Below are 18,856 nucleotides of genomic sequence, written 5' to 3'. Positions count from 1 at the left end.
CGTACACCCGCGGGTCATTCATTCCGCGTTCACGCCGCGCTACCTAGTCTCCCGCGGATGATGACCTTCGGCCTGCGATCGACATCGGCGTTGGGCGCGTTAGTGCTTGCCGCCCTGCTGACACTGTCGCCGGCGCCGGCCGCCGTCGGCCAGTCCACGCAGTGCTTCGAAGATTGGTCGGATGCCGCGCCCATCGTGCTGCGCGAAAATCTCGTCTCGGCCAGGGATGTCCAGGCCTGGGCGCGCAAGCGCTTGAAAGTCAATGTGATCCGGGTAACCCTGTGCCAGGACGGCGAGCGCTATTTCTATCGCCTCCTGGTCCGTGAGCCGAAGGGGCGCATCCGCAACCGGACGATCGAGGCGCGCGGTCCCCTCGAGCAGAACGACCCGCCACCCAAGCCCCCCGGCAAGTCGTCGAAAAAGCGCCCGGAGACGACCGTCCCGCGCTGAATTGGCAGGGGGTGCCCGAGGGCGGCAGCAGCATCTGCCGCTCTGCCCGGGCACGGTCGACTGCCGATCCTTCCTGCCTCAAAGGCCGACGGCGCGGACAATATGGCCCCTCCGCGCTCCAAAAAAGTGTGCTAGCTCCGGTGACTTGCGCGACGGATCGGGTTTGGCTTGCACGTTTGAGCGCACGACTGGAATGGCATTCGGCGCCCCGCCCGGCTAAAATCCGCTCCGTCCGATGTTTTCGGCAAACGCGGGTGAGTAGCCATGCACGGGGCATCTCAGGCGAGGGGACGTGACGCCATGCGTGTGCTGGTGGTCGAGGACGATCCTGATCTCAATCGTCAACTTTCCACTGCACTGGTCGACGCGGGATACGCCGTCGACTGCGCGCACGACGGCGAGGAAGGCTATTTCCTCGGCGAGACCGAGCCCTACGACATCGTGATCCTCGACATCGGCCTGCCGAAGAAGGACGGCATCAGCGTCCTCGAGCAGTGGCGGCGCGCGGAACGCAACATGCCGGTCATCCTGCTCACCGCGCGCGATCGCTGGAGCGACAAGGTCCAGGGCATGGACGCCGGCGCGGACGATTATCTTGCCAAGCCCTTCCACATGGAGGAGCTGCTGGCCCGCATCCGCGCCCAGGTGCGCCGCCTGACGGGGCACGCCCGCAGCGAGATCGAGGTCGGCCCGCTCCGCCTCGACACCAAGACCGCGCGGGTTTCCATGGGCGGCCAGCCGGTGAAGCTGACCTCGCACGAGTACCGCCTGCTCGCTTATCTCATGCATCACAACGAGCGGGTCGTCTCACGGACCGAGCTCGTCGAGCATCTCTACGATCAGGACTTCGACCGCGACTCGAACACCATCGAGGTGTTCATCGGCCGTCTGAGGCGCAAGATCCCGCCCGAGATGATCAAGACGGTGCGCGGGCTCGGCTATCGCCTGACGCGTGAGGGTGATGAAAGTTAACTCCCTTGCGTTTCGTCTCTTTGCGACGGCGGCCGTCTGGACGCTGCTCGTCCTTCCTGTTGCCGGTCTTGCCATCGACTACGTGCGCCAGCGCGAGCTCGCCAGCGCGCACGATACGCGCATAAGCCAGCTTCTGACGCTCGTCATCGCCTTCAGCACCGACGATGGCGGCTCCGAGCCGCGCTTTCCGAGGAATGTCGGCGAGCCGCTCTTCGAGGTGACGCATTCGGGCTGGTACTGGCAGATCACGCCGCTCGGAAACAGCCCGGGGCGCCGCATGGTATCGGCGTCGCTCGCAAGCGAGGTGTTGCCGCTCCCTTCAGCGACGAACACCAGGCCCGACAGCAACAACATCCGCTGGACCGAAGCCACCGGACCGCTCGGCGAGCCGCTGCGCGTCGGCGAGACGATCTTCAACTTCGGTGATGACGAAGCGCCGAGCAACTACTCTTATGTCGTTGCCGGCAACCGCGACTTCATCGAAGGCCGCCTCGACGAGTTCCGCCTTCCGCTCGTGATGGCACTCGCCCTTGCCGGACTGGGCCTCGTCGGCGCAACTTTCGTGCAGGTGCGCTACGGCCTGCAGCCGCTGCGCTCCATCGAGCAGGGGCTTGCCGACATCCGCTCGGGGCGCGAGCGGCAACTCGGCGGGGATCTTCCGGCAGAGATCGAGCCGCTCCGGGCCGAGCTCAACGCGCTCATCCAGGCCAACCACGACACCATCGAGCGTGCGCGCACGCAGGTCGGCAATCTCGCTCACGCGCTGAAGACACCGCTCGCCGTCGTGATCAACGAGGCGCGTGAGGAGCGGTCGCCCTTCGGCGACAAGATCGCCGAGCAGGGCGATATCATGCGCGACCAGATCAATCACTACTTGGATCGTGCCCGGGTGGCTGCCCAGCTCGGCATCATCGGGACGGTGACGGAGGTCGAGGGCGTACTGCGCGGGCTGGTTCGCGCCGTCTCGCGCATCTATCGCGATCGCCAGCTCGACATGAGCGTCGAGTGCGCGCCCGGCGCCCGCTTCCGCGGCGAGCGGCAGGACCTCGAGGAGATGCTCGGCAATCTGCTCGACAATGCCTGCAAGTGGGCGGGGAGCCAGGTCACGGTGAACGCTGTCCTGCGCGAGGCGGACGGTTTGCGGCCTCACCGTGTCGTCGAGATTACCGTCGCGGATGACGGTCCCGGCCTCAATGCGGAGCAGCGGGCGCAGGCCGTCAAGCGCGGCCGCCGCCTCGACGAGAGCAAGCCCGGATCCGGCCTCGGCCTCTCCATTGTCGCAGATCTCGTGCAGAGCTATGGCGGCACGTTCCATCTGGAGGCGGCTCCGGCGGGCGGGCTGAGCGCGCGGCTCGTGCTGCCGGCGGCGTGATGCCGCAGTGCAGCTCATATTTGCGCCTAATCAGGGCCGAGGACGCGTCTCCCGCCACTGTGCGGGCGGGTCGCCTTGCAAGGGTGACCGGGCGTCCTTATTGACGGGCCATATGGCTGCACCTCGCCCCATGCCGGGGCGGGGACGAGAGGTGCGTGGATGTTGCTCTGGCTTGGGTTTGCGGTTCTGACAGCCGGCGTCGTGGCGGCGCTGCTGCGGCCGCTGCTCGTCGGCACGCCCACGGACACCTCCCTTCAGCCGACGGGCACGGCCGTTTATCGCGACCAGCTCGCGGAGATCGAGGCTGATCGCGCGCGCGGCCTGATCGCCGAGACCGAGGCCGAGGCGGCCCGCGTCGAGATTGCGCGAAGGCTGCTGGCGACGGCCGATGCCACAAAAGATGCGCCTGGGACAGCCGCGTCGCGGGAGCTTCGAACGGTCGCCACGGTCGTGGCCGCGGCTCTCCCCGTGCTGGCGATCGCTGTTTATCTCGCCGTCGGAGCGCCCAATCAGCCGGGCCAGCCGTTCGCGGCGCGAGGGCCGGCCCCCGGCGCGGCGCCGAGCGTCGCCCAGCTCGTTGCCAAGGTGGAGGAGCGCCTGCGTTCGCATCCCGAGGACGGTCGCGGTTGGGATGTCATCGCGCCGGTCTACCTGCGGCTCGGGCGCTATCCCGAAGCGGCTGATGCCTTCCAGCGTGCACTCCGTCTCGTGGGTGAGAGTACGGACCGGCTCGCCGGTCTCGCTGAGGCGCACGTGCTCGCCAACGACGGCATCGTCACGGAAATCGCGCGCAAGTCCTACGAGCGCTTGCGGGAGCTTGCACCCGACCGGATGGAGCCGCGCTTCTGGCTCGCGGTCGCTGCCGAGCAGGATGGCCGCTTCGAGGATGCTGTGAAAGTCTACGCGCAGCTCCTCACCGAAGGCGAGGCTGCGGCGCCCTGGCGTCCCATGGTCGAAGCGCGCTGGCAGACCATGCGCACGAAGCTCGGGCTAGCGACCGAGCCGGCGCCCACCGCGAAGAAGGATGCAGCGCCCGAAGCGAAGTCCACCGGCCTGGCGCCGGCATTGGCCAACGAGGACGTGCGCGCGATCCAGTCTCTTCCTGACGACGCGCGCAAGCAGATGATCGAGGACATGGTCGCAGGTCTCGACAAGCGCCTGCGCGATAACGGGCGCGACCTCGAGGGCTGGCAGCGCTTGATCCGCGCCTATACGGTGCTCGGGCGTCGCGAGGATGCGCTTGCCGCGCTCGCGCGGGCACGTGCCGCCATGACCGGAGAGGCGCAGTCGCTGGAAGCGCTCGGTGCGCTGGCCCAATCACTGGGGCTTGCATCATGAGTGCGATCGCGAGGAAGGAGACGACGACGTGACCCGCCGCCGCCGCAGAGGCATTCTGATTGGTGGCGCGCTTTGCGTGCTCGCCGTCGCGGTCGGGCTCGTGCTGATGGCGCTGCGCGATTCCATCGTCTTCTTCCACACGCCGAGCGATCTCACGGCCAAGGGCATTCCCGAAGGCCAGCGCATCCGCCTCGGTGGCCTCGTCGCCACGGGCAGCGTGAAGCGTGGGCAAGGCGCGGACGTCGAGTTCGCCATCACGGACACGGCCGAGCAGGTCACCGTGCGCTATCGCGGCGTCCTGCCTGATCTCTTCCGCGAGGGGCAGGGCGTGGTGACCGAAGGCAAGCTCGAAGCCGGCCGCGTCTTCCGTGCCGATACCGTGCTCGCCAAGCACGATGAGAACTACATGCCGCCCGAGGTCGCCAAGGCGCTCAAGGAAAAAGGCCTCTGGCAGCATGGTGTGCCGCCCCCTGCAGCCACGACGCCGCAGACCGCGAGCGAGAAGAAGTGATGCGAGGTATCGCCCGCCCATGATCGTCGAGCTTGGTCACTTCGCGCTGGTCCTCGCCTTTCTCATCTGCCTCGTGCAGGTGATCCTGCCGGCGTGGGGCGCGCAGATCGGAGAAGCCCGCCTCATGCGCGTTGGCGAGCCGGCCGCACTCCTTCAGCTCGGCCTCCTCATCGTCGCCTTCGGCGCGCTCACGCACGCCTATATCGTCAGCGACTTCTCGGTCTCGAACGTCTGGGCCAATTCGCATTCGACGAAGCCGCTCATCTACCGCATCTCGGGCGTATGGGGGAACCACGAGGGCTCGATGCTGCTCTGGGTGCTGATCCTGGCGCTCTTCGGCGCTGCGGTCGCAGCCTTCGGATCGAACCTGCCGACGACGCTGCGCGCCAACGTGCTGAGCGTGCAAGCCTCGATCGCGCTCGCCTTCCTGCTCTTCATCCTGCTCACGTCGAACCCGTTCACGCGCCTCGATCCCGTGCCGCTCGATGGGCGCGGCCTCAATCCCATTCTGCAGGACCCGGCACTCGCCTTCCATCCACCCTTCCTCTATGCGGGCTATGTCGGCTTCTCCATGGCCTACTCGTTCGCGATCGCGGGGCTGATCGAAGGGCGCACGGATGCCGCGTGGGCGCGCTGGGTCAGACCGTGGACGCTTGCCGCCTGGATGTGTCTGACGGTCGGCATCGCCATGGGCTCATGGTGGGCCTACTACGAGCTCGGCTGGGGTGGCTGGTGGTTCTGGGACCCGGTCGAGAATGCCTCCTTCATGCCCTGGCTCGCCGGCACGGCGCTCCTGCATTCCGCCGTCGTCATGGAAAAGCGCGAGGCGCTCAAGGTCTGGACGATCCTGCTCGCGATCCTGACCTTCTCGCTCTCGCTCATGGGCGCGTTCCTCGTGCGCTCGGGCGTGCTCTCGTCGGTGCACGCCTTTGCCGTGGACCCGCAGCGCGGCGTGTTCATCCTCGGCATCATGAGCGTCTTCATCGGCGGCGCACTCACGCTCTATGCTTGGCGCGCGCCGAGCCTGCGCCAGGGCGGTCTCTTCGCGCCGATCAGCCGCGAGGGTGGGCTCGTCCTCAACAACGTGCTGCTCACGACGGCGACCGGCACCGTGCTCGTCGGTACGCTCTATCCGCTCGCGCTCGAAGCCATCAACGGCGCCAAGATCTCCGTCGGCCCGCCCTACTTCAACGCGACCTTCGTGCCGCTCATGGTGCCGCTACTGCTCGCGCTGCCCTTTGGCCCGCTGCTCGCCTGGAAGCGCGGTGATGTCTACGCGGCCCTGCAGCGCCTCATGATTGCGGGGCTTCTGGCCATCGGCGCCGCTGTCGTCGTGTTCGCATTCGTCGAGCGGGGCCCGTGGCTCGCGCCCTTTGCCATCGCACTCGGCGTGTGGGTGGTCGCGGGCGCTATCAGCGAGCTTCTGTTCCGCGCCCGCGCCGGCAATGCCCAAGGTGCCGAGGTGCTGCGCCGTCTCGGCAATCTGCCGCGCTCGGTGTACGGCACGGCAATTGCGCATGCCGGTGTCGGCATCATGGTGATCGGCATTGCCGCGACGAGCGCCTGGCAGAGCGAGAAGATCCTCACCATGCGCCCCGGCCAGACGGCGCAAATTGCCGGCTACGAGCTCACCTTCAAGGGCGTGGCGCCGAACGACGGGCCGAACTACCGCGAGATCATCGGCCTCATGACCGTCTCGCGGGGCGGCAGCCTCGTCACCGAGCTCGCGCCCTCCAAGCGGCAGTACAACGCGCCGCCGCAGGCGACGAGCGAGGCCGGCATCTATGTCGCGCTCGCGGGTGATCTCTATGCCGTGCTCGGCGATGACGCGGGCGATGGGGCCTGGGCCGTGCGGCTCTACTTCAATCCGCTTGTGCGCCTCATCTGGATCGGTGCCGTCATCATGTTCATCGGCGGTGCTTTCTCGCTGAGCGACCGGCGGCTGCGCGTCGGCGCACCGAGCCGGCGGCGGCCGCGCAGGCCGGCACCAACTCCGGCTCCGGCGGAGTGATGCCGATGCGCTTCAGCGTGCGCACACTTCTGTTGCTGTCATTGCTCCTCCTACCTGGGGCCGCACACGCCGTGCAGCCGAACGAGGTGCTGAAGGACCCCGCCCTCGAGGCGCGTGCGCGCGCGCTCTCGGCGCAGTTGCGCTGCCTCGTCTGTCAGAACCAATCGATCGATGATTCCGATGCACCGCTCGCCAAGGATCTGCGGCTCCTCGTGCGCGAGCGCCTCGTCGCGGGGGACAGCGACCAGGAGGTCACGCGCTTCCTCGTCGCGCGCTATGGCGAGTTCGTACTGCTGAGGCCCCCACTCAGCGGGAACACGCTGCTGCTCTGGCTGACGCCCCTCCTGCTGCTCGCTGCCGCGGCCGGCGGCATCGGCTGGCGGCTTGCCGCAGCGCGCAAGGTTAGGGCCCCGCCGGCGCCTCTGACGGCCGATGAGCAGCGCCGCCTCGCGGGTCTGCTCAAGGAGCCACCGGCCGAGAAATAAACGATAAAGCCGGGTGATTGGGGGCCGTACATCCGCCCCCGGATTGCAAATATTGCCACTTGCGAATATTAGTCATAGAGGACCGGCGCGACCCGGCCATCGCGAAAGGGCATTAGGCATCATGTCCATGGACGCACTCGCCAAGGAGGCCCGGGACGGCGACGAGCTGCCGGCCAGCGAGGTGCTGAACTCCATGCGCTGGGCCGCCGAGGAGGCCGCCGGCGTGCTGCGCTCGATCGGCAGTCCCTATCGCCTGATGATCCTCTGCCTGCTCGTCGAGCGCGAGAAGACGGTAACGGAGATCTGCGACGCCATCGGCGCCCGCCAGAGCCTCACCTCGCAGCATCTGACGCGGCTCCGTCTCGATGGCCTCGTGAAGGCCGAGCGGCGCGGCCATTTCGCCTACTATTCTCTGACGGACACCGTGGCGAAGGAGATCGTCGCCACGCTCTACCGCCATTACTGCGCAAAAGGCATGCTGCCGGAGAAGAAATGAGAGGCACGGTTCTGAAGCCGGGTGGTCTCCGCCTCGCGGCTGGCGCACTTGGACTGATGCTTACGGGCTCGGCAGTCGCGAGCGACGCGAAGAAGGTCGCTTACGGCCGCCATCTGTCCGGCGAATGCAGCGCCTGCCATCGCATCGACGGTGCGGACAACGGCATTCCCTCGATCACGGGATGGGATCCCGAGGAGTTCGTCCACACGCTCGTCTTCTATCGCAATGGCGAGCGCAACAATCCCGCGATGGTCTCCGTGGCGCAGTCGCTCGAGGATGACCAGATGAAGGCGCTTGCCAGCTACTACGGCTCCTTGCCCAAAGGCCTGCACGCGAAAAAGAAGTGAGCGGATGCGGGAGAGCCGCGTGGCTCTCCCTTCCTGTGAACTGGCTCAGCCCTTCACGCCCGCATCAGCGAGCTTGCCGCCGGAAGCCACGAGCTTCTCGATGAGCGGTGCGATCGCCCAACGTTTGCCGTGGCGCGCCTCGTAGGCCTTGATCTTCTCGGCGACCTTCGCGAGGCCCATTTCCTCGATCTGCCACATGGGGCCGCCGCGCCAGCCGGGGAAGCCATAGCCATTGAGGTAGATCGTATCGATGTCCGATGCCCTGAGCGCGATGCCCTCTTCGAGGATCTTCGCGCCTTCATTGGCGAGCCTGAGCAGGCAGCGCTCGACGATCTCGTCGGCGCCGGGTTTGCGGTTCGAGAGGCCCTGCGCGGCCGCTTCCTTCGCGAACATCTCCTCGATCTTGGGATCGCTCTGGCGCTTGCGGTCGGCGCCGTAGGTGTAATAGCCGGCACCCGTCTTCTGGCCGTGCCGGCCCATTTCCACGATCGCATCCGTGACGCGATAGAGCTTCGCGCGCTCCGGCGTCAGCTTGTGCTCCTGGCGAATGCGGTAGCCGACGTCGAGGCCCGCCATGTCCATCATCGCGAGCGGGCCCATGGCGAGACCCCAGGCTTCGAGTGCGCCGTCGATATCGGCCGGCGTCGCGCCTTCGAGCAGCATGGCCTGCGCCTCTTCGAGGTAGGCCTCGACCATGCGATTGCCGATGAAGCCGAAGCACACGCCCGAGACGACACCGACCTTGCCGATGCGCCGTGCGATGGCCATCGCGGTCGCGAGCGTATCCTTCGCCGTCTCCTTGCCGCGCACGACTTCGAGAAGCCGCATGATGTTGGCCGGCGAGAAGAAGTGCATGCCCACCACATCCTGCGGCCGCTTGGTCGCGGAGGCGATCTCGTCCACATCGAGCGTCGAGGTATTGCTCGCCAGTACGGCGCCGGGCTTCGCAACCGCATCGAGCTTCGCGAAGATCTCCTTCTTCAGCGCCATGTTCTCGAACACGGCCTCGATGATGAGATCCGCATTCACGAGCGCCTTGAGATCGAGCGAGGTCGTGAGGTTCGCGAGGCGCTTCTGGCCTTCCTCGGCCGAAATGCGGCTGCGCTGGACATTGCTTTCGATGGTCTCGCGCACGCGCTTGGCGCCCTGGTCGAGCGCCTGCTGGTTGGCCTCGACGATCGTCACTGGCAGTCCCGCATTGAGGAAGGCGAGGCCGATGCCCGTGCCCATGGTGCCCGCGCCGAGAATGCCGACGGTCTTCACATCGCGCGGCGTCACGTCCTTGCCGATGTCGGGGACGTTCGCCGCCTGGCGCTCGGCGAAGAAGGCGTACTGAAGCGCCCGCGCATAGGGCTTGCCGGCAAGCTCCAGGAAGAGCGCACGCTCGCGCGCGACACCCGCCTTGTAGTCCGAGCCGACGGCCGCCTCGACAGCGGCAATGCAGTTCTTCGCAGCCATCGGTCCCGAGGGATGACGCGCGATGGAGGCGCGCTTCTTGGCAAAGAGATCGGCCGGCACGCTCGCGGGATCGATGCGCGTGGCGCTACCCGGGCGCGGGCCCTTGCCTGCCGCGACAAGCTCGCGCGCGAAGGCGATCGCGCCCTCGACCACATCGCCCTCGACGAGCCGATCCACGAGGCCGACCTTGGCCGCCTTCTCGGCATTGACCGGATTGCCCGAGACGATCATGTCGAGCGCCGCTTCGATGCCGATGATGCGGGGGAGACGCTGCGTGCCGCCGGCGCCCGGCAGGATGCCGATCTTGACCTCGGGAAGGCCGAGCTGGTTCGCGGCCTTGTTCGCGACGCGATAGTGACAGCCGAGCGCGACCTCCAGGCCGCCGCCGAGCGCGAGGCCGTTGAGCGCTGCAACCACCGGCTTTGCCGAGGCCTCCATGGTGTCGATGACCTCGCCGAGGCCCGGCGGCTTCGGCCCCGAGCGGAACTCGGTGATGTCGGCGCCGGCCGAGAAGGCGCGGCCGTCACCGGTAACCACGATGGCCTTGATGGCCGGATCGGCATTGGCGGCGGCAATGCCGTCCTGGATGCCCTGGCGCACGCCTTGGGCGAGTGCATTGACCGGGGGATGCGCGAGGCGAATGACGGCGATATCGCCCGATTTGGTCAGGGTTGCGGTGGCCATGGGGGTGTCCTCCTGCTGAATGCCGGCTCGGGCCGGACTGCGCGCGCAAGCGACCTTCGGAGTGCTTGGATTTGCGCGCGGCGGCGTCTAACGTTGGCGCATAACAAATCCGGGAGAAGCGCGCCATGCTCAAAGGGCAGATGATGGATCAGCCGTTGCTGGTCTCGAGGTTGATCGATTATGCCGCCGAGGTGCACGGGCCGGCAACGATCGTCACATCGACCGTCGAAGGCGGCCTCCATCGCTATACCTTTGCCCAGGCCCGCCCGCGCATTGCGAAGCTCGCCAACGCGCTCCTGAAGCTCGGCGTGAAGCCCGGCGATCGGGTCGCAACGCTCGCGTGGAACACGTACCGGCATTTCGAGCTCTACTACGCGATCTCCGGCATCGGCGCGGTCTGTCACACGATCAACCCGCGCCTCGCGCCCGATCAGATGAGCTACATCGTCAATCATGCGCAGGACAAGATCCTTTTCTTCGATCTTACCTTCGCGCCGCTCATCGCCAAGCTGGCGCCGGCGTTCCGGCCTGTCGGCACCTATTTTGCCATGACCGATCGGGCGCACATGCCGGCCGAGCCGCCGGTCGCGAACCTGCAATGCTACGAGGAGCTGCTCGACAGCGGCGAGCCCGAGATCGAATGGCCGGAGATGGACGAGCACGCGGCTTGTGCGCTCTGCTACACCTCGGGCACGACGGGCGATCCCAAGGGCTCGCTCTATTCGCACCGCTCGACGGTCCTGCACACGCTCTTCACGCTCGCCTGCGTCAGCTCGCCCTTCGGCGTGCGCAATCCCGTGCTGCCGGTGGTGCCGCTCTTCCACGCCAATGCCTGGGGTCTTCCCTATGCTGCGGCGATCTCGGGCACACCCATCGTTTTCCCCGGGCCGCGGCTCGACGGCGCGAGCCTTTTCGATCTCATGGAGGGCGAGGGCGTCTTCTCCTCCTGGGGCGTGCCGACCGTCTGGCTCGGCCTCATCTCGGAGATGAAGCAGCGCGGGCGCAAGCCGCGCAATCTGACCCAGGTGATCGTGGGCGGCTCGGCGCCGCCGCCGGCCATGATCGAGATCTTCGAGCGCGACTTCGACATCCGCGTGCTGCACGGCTGGGGCATGACGGAGATGAGCCCGATCGGCACGTTCACGCCGCAGCGCGCGAATGATCCCTCGCTCTCGATCGACGAGCGCGTGCGCGTGAAATCCATCCAGGGCCAGCGCATGTTCGGCGTCGACCTCAAGATCGTCGACGAGGACGGCAAGCGCTTGGCCCATGACGGCAAGGCGAGCGGCGAGCTTTTCGTGCGCGGCAATGCGATCGTGAACGGCTACTTCAACAATGAAGCCGCGACGGCTGCAGCGCTCGACAAGGATGGCTGGTTCGGCACGGGCGATGTCGCGCGGATCAGCCCCAACGGCTTTCTCTCGATCGTCGATCGCACGAAGGACATGGTGAAGTCCGGCGGCGAGTGGATCAGCTCCATCGACGTCGAGAACACGGTCATGAGCTGTCCCGGCGTCGCCAATGCGGCTGTGATCGGCATCCCGCATCCGAAGTGGACGGAGCGGCCGCTGCTGGTCGTCGTGAAGGCGCCCGGCGCGGAGGTCACCAAAGAGCAGATCCTCGCGCATGTCGCGAGCAAGCTTGCGACATGGCAGGTGCCGGACGATGTGATCTTCGCGGATGCGCTGCCGATGACGGCGACGGGTAAGGTCTCGAAGCGCGAGCTTCGCGTCACCTACGGATCGCACGTGCTGCCGGTGTGATACGCGCTTCCGGCGCGGGCGGGGCCATCATGCCGGCGGCATGTCTCTGACGTGCCCGCCCCTCGTTCGCGCCGAAAGTGCCAATTCGAGTCAGCTCGCTAAGGCCCGCCAGATCAGCACGCTCCCGCCGACGATGATGCCGGCTTCGAGAATGAGCGTGTGCACGCGGACCGAGAAGTGACGCGCCATCCATTTCGCGGTCAACGTGCCAGGCGTCGCCATGATGCCGATCAGCAGCGCGACCAGCACGAGCTTCAGATCGAGCGCGCCGAAGCCGGCGAAGACACCCGTCTTTATGAACCCGAGCAGGAAGGAGATGGCGGCGTCGGTCGCAATGACCTGGGTGCCGGTGAGGCCCGTCGCCATCAGCATCGAAAGCAGCATGACGCCGCTGCCCGACGTGCCGCCCATGATCAGCCCGTAGCCGACGGATGAGTACGCGAGACCGCGCTCGGACAGCGTGAGTTTGAGATGCTCGAAGAAACGCCGCGCGGGCACCAGCACGATCAGCATGATGCCGATGAGGATGGTCGCGCCCTTGCCCGTGAGCAGAGTGTAGCCCCAGGCGCTCAGGGCGGTGAAAGGGAGCGCAGCGATCGAGACGATCACTACTTTCCGCAAATCGAGCGCCTCCCGGAAGGCCGCGACGCGCGTCGCATTGGTGATGATCGCGCTCAGGCCGATGACCGGCACGACGGCCGGCGCGCCGAGGATCGGGACGAGCACGAGCGGCATGAGGAGGCCTGTGCCATAGCCCGCCAAGCCGCCGAGTATCTGCGCACCGAAGGCGGTCAGGGCGATGACGGCGAGCTGGACGAGCGTCAGGTCGGCAAGCATGGTCCATCAGGTCCAATGGCGAGAGCGATCGACGGGGCCTGGTGACGCATCGAGGACAGGGCTGGCGGAAAGCATCTGCTCTGCCGAGGCAACGCATTTCCCCCTCTCCCCATTCCCTCAATGGAGAGAGGATCGGGGCGAGGGCAGCGGCAAACTAGACAAGCCGGCTCTGGTCGATCGCGGCGCCGATGAAGCTCGCGAAAAGCGGATGGGGCTCGAAGGGGCGGGATTTGAGCTCGGGATGATACTGCACGCCGACGAACCAGGGATGGTCCGGGATCTCGACCGTCTCCGGCAGCAGGCCGTCCGGCGACATGCCGGCAAAGCGCAGACCCGCGGCTTCCAGGCGCTCACGGTAGCGCGTGTTGACCTCGTAGCGGTGACGGTGGCGCTCGTGGATGTCCGTCGAGCCGTAGATGCGTGCGATGCGGCTTCCCTCGGCAAGGCGTGCCTCGTAGGCGCCGAGGCGCATGGTGCCGCCGAGATCGCCGTCGTTCTTGCGCTTCTCGAGCTCGTTGCCGCGCATCCATTCCGTCATCAGGCCGACGACGGGCTCGTTGGTTGCACCGAACTCGGTGGAGCTCGCGCTCGTCACGCCGACGAGATTGCGCGCCGCCTCGATACAGGCCATCTGCATACCGAAGCAGATGCCGAAATAGGGAACGTGCCGCTCGCGCGCGAATTTGGCGGCGAGGATCTTGCCTTCCGAGCCGCGCTCGCCGAAGCCGCCCGGCACAAGAATGCCGTGCACGCCTTCGAGATAGGGCGCAGGGTCCTCGCGCTCGAAGACCTCGCTTTCGATCCACTCGAGACGGACGGCGACCTTGTTGGCGATGCCGCCGTGGACGAGCGCCTCGATCAGCGACTTGTAGGCGTCCTTGAGGCCCGTGTACTTGCCGACGATGGCGATCGTCACGCTGCCTTCGGGATTGGCGATCGTGCGCGAGATATTCTCCCACCGCTCGAGCCGGGGTGTCGGTGCGCCCTCGATGCCGAAGGCGGCTAGCACCTCGCGATCGAGCCCTTCGCGGTGATAGGCGAGCGGCACGTCGTAGATGGAGGCGACGTCGAGCGCCTGGATCACGGCGCTCTCGCGCACATTGCAGAAGAGCGCGATCTTGCGCCGCTCGGAAGGCGGCACCTCGCGGTCGCTGCGGCAGAGCAGGATATCCGGCTGGATGCCGATCGAGCGCAGCTCCTTCACGGAGTGCTGGGTCGGCTTGGTCTTGAGCTCACCCGCTGAGGGAATGTACGGCATCAGCGTCAGGTGAATGTAGACCGAGTGCCCGCGCGGCAGCTCGTTGCCGAGCTGGCGGATGGCCTCAAAAAACGGGAGGCCCTCGATGTCGCCGACCGTGCCGCCGATCTCGACCAGCACGAAGTCGACGTCGTCATTCCCCGAGACGACGAAGCTCTTGATGGCGTCCGTGACGTGCGGAATGACCTGGACGGTGCCGCCGAGGTAGTCGCCGCGCCGCTCGCGGCTCAGGATGTCCTGATAGATGCGACCGGTGGTGATGTTGTCGGTCTTGCGCGCCGGCACGCCGGTGAAGCGCTCGTAGTGGCCGAGATCGAGATCGGTCTCGGCGCCGTCGTCAGTAACGAATACCTCTCCATGCTGATACGGGCTCATCGTGCCCGGATCGACATTGAGGTAGGGGTCCAGCTTTCTGAGCCGGACTCGATAGCCACGGGCCTGTAGAAGTGCTCCAAGGGCCGCTGAAGCCAGCCCTTTGCCGAGCGAGGAGACCACGCCGCCGGTAATGAAGATGTACCGCGCCATGGGCCTCCACCTTACTCTCTTTCCACACGATTCGGGCCGGCGTTCATGACACCGGCCCAATCCATCCACAGCTCACACTTCGAACGGCTGCGACCGCAGGTGGCCGCCAGCATCCTCGACAATCTCGATTAGCGGTTCGCCGGAACCTGCGGGAGCTGCTGGCGCCCCTGCTGGAGGCTGTCGAGCAGACCGCCGCCCGACGGCGCCGCGGGGGCGCCGGTCGCCGGCGCACCAGGGGCTGCCTTGCCGGGCACGGCTGGCGCCGTCGCTGCCGGCCGATCGAGTGGCGAGGTCGCGCGACGGCTCTGCTGGGCGAGCAACGTCAGGGTGATCGAGGTGACGAAGAATGCCGCAGCGAGGCCTGCCGTCACGCGCGTCAACATGTTCGCCGTACCGCGACCGGTCATGAAGCCGCCGGCACCGCCGCTGCTGCCGATCCCGAGCGCGCCGCCTTCCGAGCGCTGCAGGAGGACGACCGCGCAGAGTGCCGCAGCGATCATCAAATGTATGACCAGCAGAACGGTTGCCATCTAATGCCTCGTTGTCGTGGGGCCGCGGCGCCGGCCATCCCGATGCCGGTTATCCGCGCCGATGATGGGGGCCAATGTCGGCGGCCAAATCTCGGGGGCCTAATCTCGGGGGGTGGTCTACACCATGTCGGGGCAGACTGCCACCACCTCTCCTGCGGCCGATTGGAGGCTATTGCTGGGGGGCGAACGCCGCACTGCCGTCCTCGGTCGCCTGGGGCCGCCGCGGGGGCGGGCGATAGGCGTCATCGGCCTTGGGTTGCTGCTTTTTCTTGGCCGGGGCTTTGGCGGGCTCAGTCCCGGCAGTTGCGGGCTTGGCGGCCTTTTCGTTCGCCTTCGCGGCCGGAGCGGCTTTTTTTGCCGGTGCCTTGCTCCCCTCCGGCTGGACCGCCGTCTGCTTCTTCACGGGGGCTTTGGCGGCAGGGGCCTTGGGCGCGGGCGCCTTGGGCAGCCCTGTCGCGGCCGCGGCGGCCGCTGCCGGGCGCTTGGGCGCGGGCGGGGCTTTCTGGGGCAGTACGACCGTCTTTCCCTCCGCGGGCGTCTCGCCGGGGCCGGGAATCTCCTCCTCGCCGCCTTCGATCGTCGTCGGCAGGTTGATCCGCGCCTTGGCAAAGCCGCAGCGGAAGTTGAGCTGCTCCTCGACTTCGAGCAGCGCGCTGATGCGCTGCAGGCGGTCGGGCGGAAGGTTGGCGCGCGCCCACTCGGGTCCCCGTGCCATGTCGGCCGCAGCACCCTCATTACGCAACGTGTCGAGCCGGACCTGGAGTTGCTCGCAGGCGGGTGCATCGAGCTGGGCGCTCGTGGCGGGCACGATGCCAGCGCCCACAAGCGTGAGCGCGGCGGCCAGACCACTCAATCGCAAGCGCTGCATATATCCGTATCCCGTAGCTGCAACCCTATGCATAGGCTGCGATGATCCCCAGGAAGTCCGCGGCCTTGAGGCTGGCCCCACCGACGAGGGCCCCGTTCACGTTGGCGACCGCCATCAGCTCATTCGCGTTCGACGGTTTCACCGAGCCACCATACAGAATGCGCATGGCCTGCCCTTCGTTGCCGAAGCGCGCTGCCAGCGCTTTTCTGATCAAGGCGTGTACCTCGGCCACATCTCCAGTCGTCGGCGTCAGGCCCGTGCCGATGGCCCATACGGGCTCGTAGGCGACGATCGTGTCAGTGGCGCGGCACGTCTCGGGCAGCGAGCCCGCGAGCTGGCGCGAGACCACTTCCAGCGTCTGTCCGGCCTGGCGCTCGGCCGCGGTCTCACCCACGCAGACGATCGCCGAGAGGCCGGCGCGGTGCGCGGCCTCGGCCTTGCTCCTCACGAGGGCGTCGCTCTCGAGATGGTCGGTGCGCCGCTCGGAGTGGCCGACGATGATGGCGGAAGCGCCGGCATCCTTGAGCATTTCCGCGGAGATGTCGCCGGTATGGGCGCCGCTCGCCTTGGGATGGCAATCCTGGCCGCCGACCGCGATCCGCGATCCCCCGAGCCGTGCAGCGAGCGTCGCGACGAGCGTCGCCGGCGGGCAGATCAGCACGTCCGCCGCCTGGGAGGAGAGGCCCCTCGCCATTGCCTCCGCCTCGGCCAGCGATGCGGTAAGGCCGTTCATTTTCCAGTTGCCGGCCACGAGGGGCCTGATCGCGCTGTCCGTCATGATGCCCTCATGCTGAGCCCGGGCGGTCGCCGCGCGCGGGACGTGGCGCCATGCCTATCTTGCAGTGCCCGGACTTTCAACCCCAGCCGGTCGGCCGGTCTCGGATCTTGCTCAACAGCTTGCTACAGAAGGAAAAGCCGTGGTCCGGGCGCGGCAACGTGCCAACAGCGCCCGGCGCGGCAATATGGACGCCTTCGCGCACACCGCCTATATGGACGTCAGCCCGACCGAACGCGCAGCCGCGCCGCCCTTCAACGAGGATCGACCAGGAAATGCTTCAGTCACTGAGACGCGGCGTCAAAGGCATATTCGTCCAGGCCCTCATCGGCCTTCTCGTGATCGCCTTCGCCGTGTGGGGCATTGCCGACGTCTTCCAGGGCCGCGGTCAGACCTCGCTCGCCCGCATCGGCACAACCGAGATCTCGCAGGACCAGTTCCAGCAGGCGCTGCAGCTCGAGATCAGCGGGCTCTCCCGCCAGTTCGGCCGGCGGCTCACCGTCGAGCAGGCGCGCCAGTTCGGCATCGACCAGCGTGTGCTCTCGCGCCTGATCGGCACCGCGGCCATCGATACGCACGCCAAGGAGCTCGGCCTCTATCTGTCCGATGCCGCCATTGCGGAGGCCATCCGCAACGATCCGACATTCCAGGGTGTCGGCGGTCAGTTCGATCGCAATTTCTTCACCGAGATCCTGCGCCAGAACGGTCTCAGCGAGCAGCGTTACTTCGCCGAGCGGCGTGCGGAGGAAGTGCGCGAGCAGCTCACCGAGACGCTCACCGGCGGCAATGTGCCGCCCGACTATCTGCTCCAGGTTCTCCACCGCTATCAGGGTGAGACGCGCACGATCGCCCACATGACGCTTGATCCCGAAGTCTCGGGCAAGGTCGCGGCGCCCGATGAGGCGACGCTGAAGGCCTACTACGAGCAGAACAAGCGCCGCTTCGTTGCGCCCGAGTACCGCAAAGTGCCCATCATCCTTCTGACCGCTACCGAGGCGCGCAAGCACATTGCCGTCAGCGACGAGGAGATGAAGGCGCTCTACGAGCGCGAGAAGGATACGTTCTCAACGCCCGAGCGTCGCCGCATCCAGCAGCTCTCGTTCCCGGATCGCGCGGCTGCCGAGAAAGCTCTGGCCGCACTCAAGGCCGCACCGTCCTTCGAAGAAGGTCTCAAGGGGCTCGGCATCAAGGACGCCGATGTCGAGATCGGCACGCTGGCCAAGTCCGAGATGATCGACGCGGCCATTGCAAATGCGGCCTTCAAGCTCGAGAAGGGTCAGCTTTCGGAGCCCGTTACGGGCACTTTCTCGACGGTCATCCTGCGCGTCGCGGACATCACGCCCGGCAAGCAGAGCAGCTTCGACGAGGTCAAGGACCAGCTTCGCGACCGCCTCGCGGGCGAGCGCGTGAGCCGCGAGGTGCAGGAGCTGCACGATCGCGTTGACGATGCGCGCGCGGGCGGCGGCGGCCTCAAGGAGATCGCCGAGCGCCTGAAGGTGCCGTTCGTCGAGATCGAAGCGACCGACAAGCAGGGCATGGCGCCTGACGGCAAGCCTGCGCTCGACAATCCCGATGCGGCACGCATCATCGCCTCGGCTTTCGAGGGCGGCAGCGGTCTCGATCGCGAGGCCATCGAGCTCACCGACGGCGGCTATGCCTGGGTTGATGTCGCGGGCGTCACGGCCGAGCGCCAGAGGCCCTTCGAGGAGGTGCACGAAGCGGTCAAGACGGCTTGGATCGAGGCCGAGCGCCGCACGGCGCTCAATGCGGCCGGCCAGAAGATCGTCGAGCGCGTCGACAAGGGTGAGGCCCTCGAGGACATCGCCAAAGAGCTTGGCCTCGAAGTCAAGCTCGCTCAGCCCGTGACGCGGACGCAGCAGGCGGATGGCCTGACGCGGGCCGCCATTCAGCGCGCATTTTCTCTGGCGCGGGGAAGTGCGGCGGCTGTCGAAACGGCGGACGGCAAATCACGCACGATCATCGTCGTCCGTGCCATCGTCGATCCGCCGGCGGCCACGCCGGAGCAGCTCGCGAAACTGCGCCAGGAGCTCGCACGCCAATACCAGGGCGACGCGATCAGCGCCTACGTGAGCGCGCTGCAGAACCGCCTCGGCTACAGCGTCAACCAGACGATCTACCGGCGCGCGCTGGGCATCGACACGCAGCAGCAGTAGGG

Annotated in this window: 17 protein-coding genes; 11 read left to right on the top strand and 6 right to left on the bottom strand. The window is 67.0% G+C overall.

Annotated features, from left to right (window positions below):
- The first annotated feature begins 57 nt into the window (after nucleotides 1-57).
- The 9 genes from CS1BSM3_RS23430 to CS1BSM3_RS23390 all read left to right on the top strand — a co-directional run bounded on the left by CS1BSM3_RS23430 (nucleotide 58) and on the right by CS1BSM3_RS23390 (nucleotide 7,982).
- Nucleotides 58-450 carry a hypothetical protein gene (locus tag CS1BSM3_RS23430; RefSeq protein WP_143149325.1) on the top strand — a complete coding sequence of 131 codons (393 nt, stop codon included), beginning with the start codon at nucleotides 58-60 and terminating at the stop codon, nucleotides 448-450.
- A 300-nt stretch (nucleotides 451-750) separates the two neighbouring features.
- Complete coding sequence (locus CS1BSM3_RS23425) at nucleotides 751-1,422, top strand: response regulator transcription factor (RefSeq protein WP_072391652.1); 672 nt, start codon at nucleotides 751-753, stop codon at nucleotides 1,420-1,422.
- On the top strand, nucleotides 1,412-2,794 hold the full coding sequence (locus CS1BSM3_RS23420; protein WP_072391649.1) for a sensor histidine kinase: 1,383 nt from the start codon (nucleotides 1,412-1,414) through the stop codon (nucleotides 2,792-2,794). Before CS1BSM3_RS23425 ends, CS1BSM3_RS23420 begins: the two co-directional genes overlap by 11 nt.
- Before the next feature lie 159 nt (nucleotides 2,795-2,953).
- Entirely contained in the window at nucleotides 2,954-4,132 is a 1,179-nt protein-coding gene (gene ccmI, locus CS1BSM3_RS23415; RefSeq protein ID WP_072391646.1) for a c-type cytochrome biogenesis protein CcmI, read from the top strand.
- Between the two features lie 28 nt (nucleotides 4,133-4,160).
- The gene (ccmE, locus tag CS1BSM3_RS23410; protein WP_072394413.1) at nucleotides 4,161-4,643 is read left to right on the top strand and encodes a cytochrome c maturation protein CcmE; all 483 of its coding nucleotides are present in this window, start codon (nucleotides 4,161-4,163) and stop codon (nucleotides 4,641-4,643) included.
- Nucleotides 4,644-4,662: 19 nt separating this feature from the next.
- On the top strand, nucleotides 4,663-6,654 hold the full coding sequence (locus CS1BSM3_RS23405) for a heme lyase CcmF/NrfE family subunit (RefSeq protein ID WP_072391643.1): 1,992 nt from the start codon (nucleotides 4,663-4,665) through the stop codon (nucleotides 6,652-6,654).
- Between the two features lie 5 nt (nucleotides 6,655-6,659).
- Complete coding sequence (locus CS1BSM3_RS23400; protein ID WP_072394410.1) at nucleotides 6,660-7,139, top strand: cytochrome c-type biogenesis protein; 480 nt, start codon at nucleotides 6,660-6,662, stop codon at nucleotides 7,137-7,139.
- Between the two features lie 121 nt (nucleotides 7,140-7,260).
- Nucleotides 7,261-7,635, top strand: coding sequence for an ArsR/SmtB family transcription factor (locus CS1BSM3_RS23395; RefSeq protein ID WP_083528837.1), 375 nt, complete (start codon nucleotides 7,261-7,263; stop codon nucleotides 7,633-7,635).
- On the top strand, nucleotides 7,632-7,982 hold the full coding sequence (locus tag CS1BSM3_RS23390) for a c-type cytochrome (RefSeq protein ID WP_072391640.1): 351 nt from the start codon (nucleotides 7,632-7,634) through the stop codon (nucleotides 7,980-7,982). Before CS1BSM3_RS23395 ends, CS1BSM3_RS23390 begins: the two co-directional genes overlap by 4 nt.
- A gap of 45 nt (nucleotides 7,983-8,027) precedes the next feature.
- Here the strand turns inward: CS1BSM3_RS23390 and CS1BSM3_RS23385 are convergent, their stop codons facing one another.
- Nucleotides 8,028-10,124, bottom strand: a complete 2,097-nt coding sequence (locus CS1BSM3_RS23385; protein WP_072391637.1) for a 3-hydroxyacyl-CoA dehydrogenase NAD-binding domain-containing protein — start codon at nucleotides 10,122-10,124, stop codon at nucleotides 8,028-8,030.
- A 125-nt stretch (nucleotides 10,125-10,249) separates the two neighbouring features.
- On the opposite strand from CS1BSM3_RS23385, the gene CS1BSM3_RS23380 reads away from it, so the two are divergent.
- Nucleotides 10,250-11,887: a long-chain-fatty-acid--CoA ligase gene (locus tag CS1BSM3_RS23380; protein ID WP_072391634.1), complete on the top strand. Its 1,638-nt coding sequence runs from the start codon at nucleotides 10,250-10,252 to the stop codon at nucleotides 11,885-11,887.
- Nucleotides 11,888-11,977: 90 nt separating this feature from the next.
- On the opposite strand, the gene CS1BSM3_RS23375 is transcribed toward CS1BSM3_RS23380, so the two are convergent.
- From CS1BSM3_RS23375 to tpiA, 5 genes are all read right to left on the bottom strand, one after another.
- Nucleotides 11,978-12,724 (bottom strand): sulfite exporter TauE/SafE family protein, encoded by a 747-nt coding sequence (locus tag CS1BSM3_RS23375; RefSeq protein ID WP_072391631.1) that lies wholly within the window; start codon nucleotides 12,722-12,724, stop codon nucleotides 11,978-11,980.
- Nucleotides 12,725-12,878: 154 nt separating this feature from the next.
- Complete coding sequence (locus CS1BSM3_RS23370; protein WP_072391628.1) at nucleotides 12,879-14,507, bottom strand: CTP synthase; 1,629 nt, start codon at nucleotides 14,505-14,507, stop codon at nucleotides 12,879-12,881.
- 128 nt (nucleotides 14,508-14,635) lie between these two features.
- Nucleotides 14,636-15,037 (bottom strand): preprotein translocase subunit SecG, encoded by a 402-nt coding sequence (gene secG / locus CS1BSM3_RS23365; protein WP_072391625.1) that lies wholly within the window; start codon nucleotides 15,035-15,037, stop codon nucleotides 14,636-14,638.
- 169 nt (nucleotides 15,038-15,206) lie between these two features.
- On the bottom strand, nucleotides 15,207-15,905 hold the full coding sequence (locus CS1BSM3_RS23360) for a hypothetical protein (RefSeq protein ID WP_072391622.1): 699 nt from the start codon (nucleotides 15,903-15,905) through the stop codon (nucleotides 15,207-15,209).
- 25 nt (nucleotides 15,906-15,930) lie between these two features.
- Nucleotides 15,931-16,683, bottom strand: a complete 753-nt coding sequence (gene tpiA / locus CS1BSM3_RS23355) for a triose-phosphate isomerase (protein WP_072391618.1) — start codon at nucleotides 16,681-16,683, stop codon at nucleotides 15,931-15,933.
- 272 nt (nucleotides 16,684-16,955) lie between these two features.
- Here tpiA and CS1BSM3_RS23350 point away from each other — a divergent pair, with 272 nt between their 5' ends.
- A complete protein-coding gene (locus tag CS1BSM3_RS23350; RefSeq protein ID WP_072391616.1) occupies nucleotides 16,956-18,854 on the top strand; it encodes a SurA N-terminal domain-containing protein in 1,899 nt (632 codons plus the stop codon).
- The last annotated feature ends 2 nt before the right edge of the window (nucleotides 18,855-18,856 follow it).

It is taken from the genome of Hyphomicrobium sp. CS1BSMeth3 (assembly GCF_900117415.1).
GTDB lineage: Bacteria > Pseudomonadota > Alphaproteobacteria > Rhizobiales > Hyphomicrobiaceae.
Note: the sequence above shows the minus strand (reverse complement) of the source record. Positions and strands in the feature narration are given on the sequence as shown.

What these genes read in the sequence shown, in the direction of transcription:
- CS1BSM3_RS23430 (WP_143149325.1), top strand. Translation starts at nt 58, where the DNA reads ATGATGACCTTCGGCCTGCGATCGACATCGGCGTTGGGCGCGTTAGTG.
- CS1BSM3_RS23425 (WP_072391652.1), top strand. Translation starts at nt 751, where the DNA reads ATGCGTGTGCTGGTGGTCGAGGACGATCCTGATCTCAATCGTCAACTT.
- CS1BSM3_RS23420 (WP_072391649.1), top strand. Translation starts at nt 1,412, where the DNA reads ATGAAAGTTAACTCCCTTGCGTTTCGTCTCTTTGCGACGGCGGCCGTC.
- ccmI (WP_072391646.1), top strand. Translation starts at nt 2,954, where the DNA reads ATGTTGCTCTGGCTTGGGTTTGCGGTTCTGACAGCCGGCGTCGTGGCG.
- CS1BSM3_RS23405 (WP_072391643.1), top strand. Translation starts at nt 4,663, where the DNA reads ATGATCGTCGAGCTTGGTCACTTCGCGCTGGTCCTCGCCTTTCTCATC.
- CS1BSM3_RS23400 (WP_072394410.1), top strand. Translation starts at nt 6,660, where the DNA reads ATGCGCTTCAGCGTGCGCACACTTCTGTTGCTGTCATTGCTCCTCCTA.
- CS1BSM3_RS23395 (WP_083528837.1), top strand. Translation starts at nt 7,261, where the DNA reads ATGTCCATGGACGCACTCGCCAAGGAGGCCCGGGACGGCGACGAGCTG.
- CS1BSM3_RS23390 (WP_072391640.1), top strand. Translation starts at nt 7,632, where the DNA reads ATGAGAGGCACGGTTCTGAAGCCGGGTGGTCTCCGCCTCGCGGCTGGC.
- CS1BSM3_RS23385 (WP_072391637.1), bottom strand. Translation starts at nt 10,124, where the DNA reads ATGGCCACCGCAACCCTGACCAAATCGGGCGATATCGCCGTCATTCGC.
- CS1BSM3_RS23380 (WP_072391634.1), top strand. Translation starts at nt 10,250, where the DNA reads ATGCTCAAAGGGCAGATGATGGATCAGCCGTTGCTGGTCTCGAGGTTG.
- CS1BSM3_RS23375 (WP_072391631.1), bottom strand. Translation starts at nt 12,724, where the DNA reads ATGCTTGCCGACCTGACGCTCGTCCAGCTCGCCGTCATCGCCCTGACC.
- CS1BSM3_RS23370 (WP_072391628.1), bottom strand. Translation starts at nt 14,507, where the DNA reads ATGGCGCGGTACATCTTCATTACCGGCGGCGTGGTCTCCTCGCTCGGC.
- secG (WP_072391625.1), bottom strand. Translation starts at nt 15,037, where the DNA reads ATGGCAACCGTTCTGCTGGTCATACATTTGATGATCGCTGCGGCACTC.
- CS1BSM3_RS23360 (WP_072391622.1), bottom strand. Translation starts at nt 15,905, where the DNA reads ATGCAGCGCTTGCGATTGAGTGGTCTGGCCGCCGCGCTCACGCTTGTG.
- tpiA (WP_072391618.1), bottom strand. Translation starts at nt 16,683, where the DNA reads ATGACGGACAGCGCGATCAGGCCCCTCGTGGCCGGCAACTGGAAAATG.
- CS1BSM3_RS23350 (WP_072391616.1), top strand. Translation starts at nt 16,956, where the DNA reads ATGCTTCAGTCACTGAGACGCGGCGTCAAAGGCATATTCGTCCAGGCC.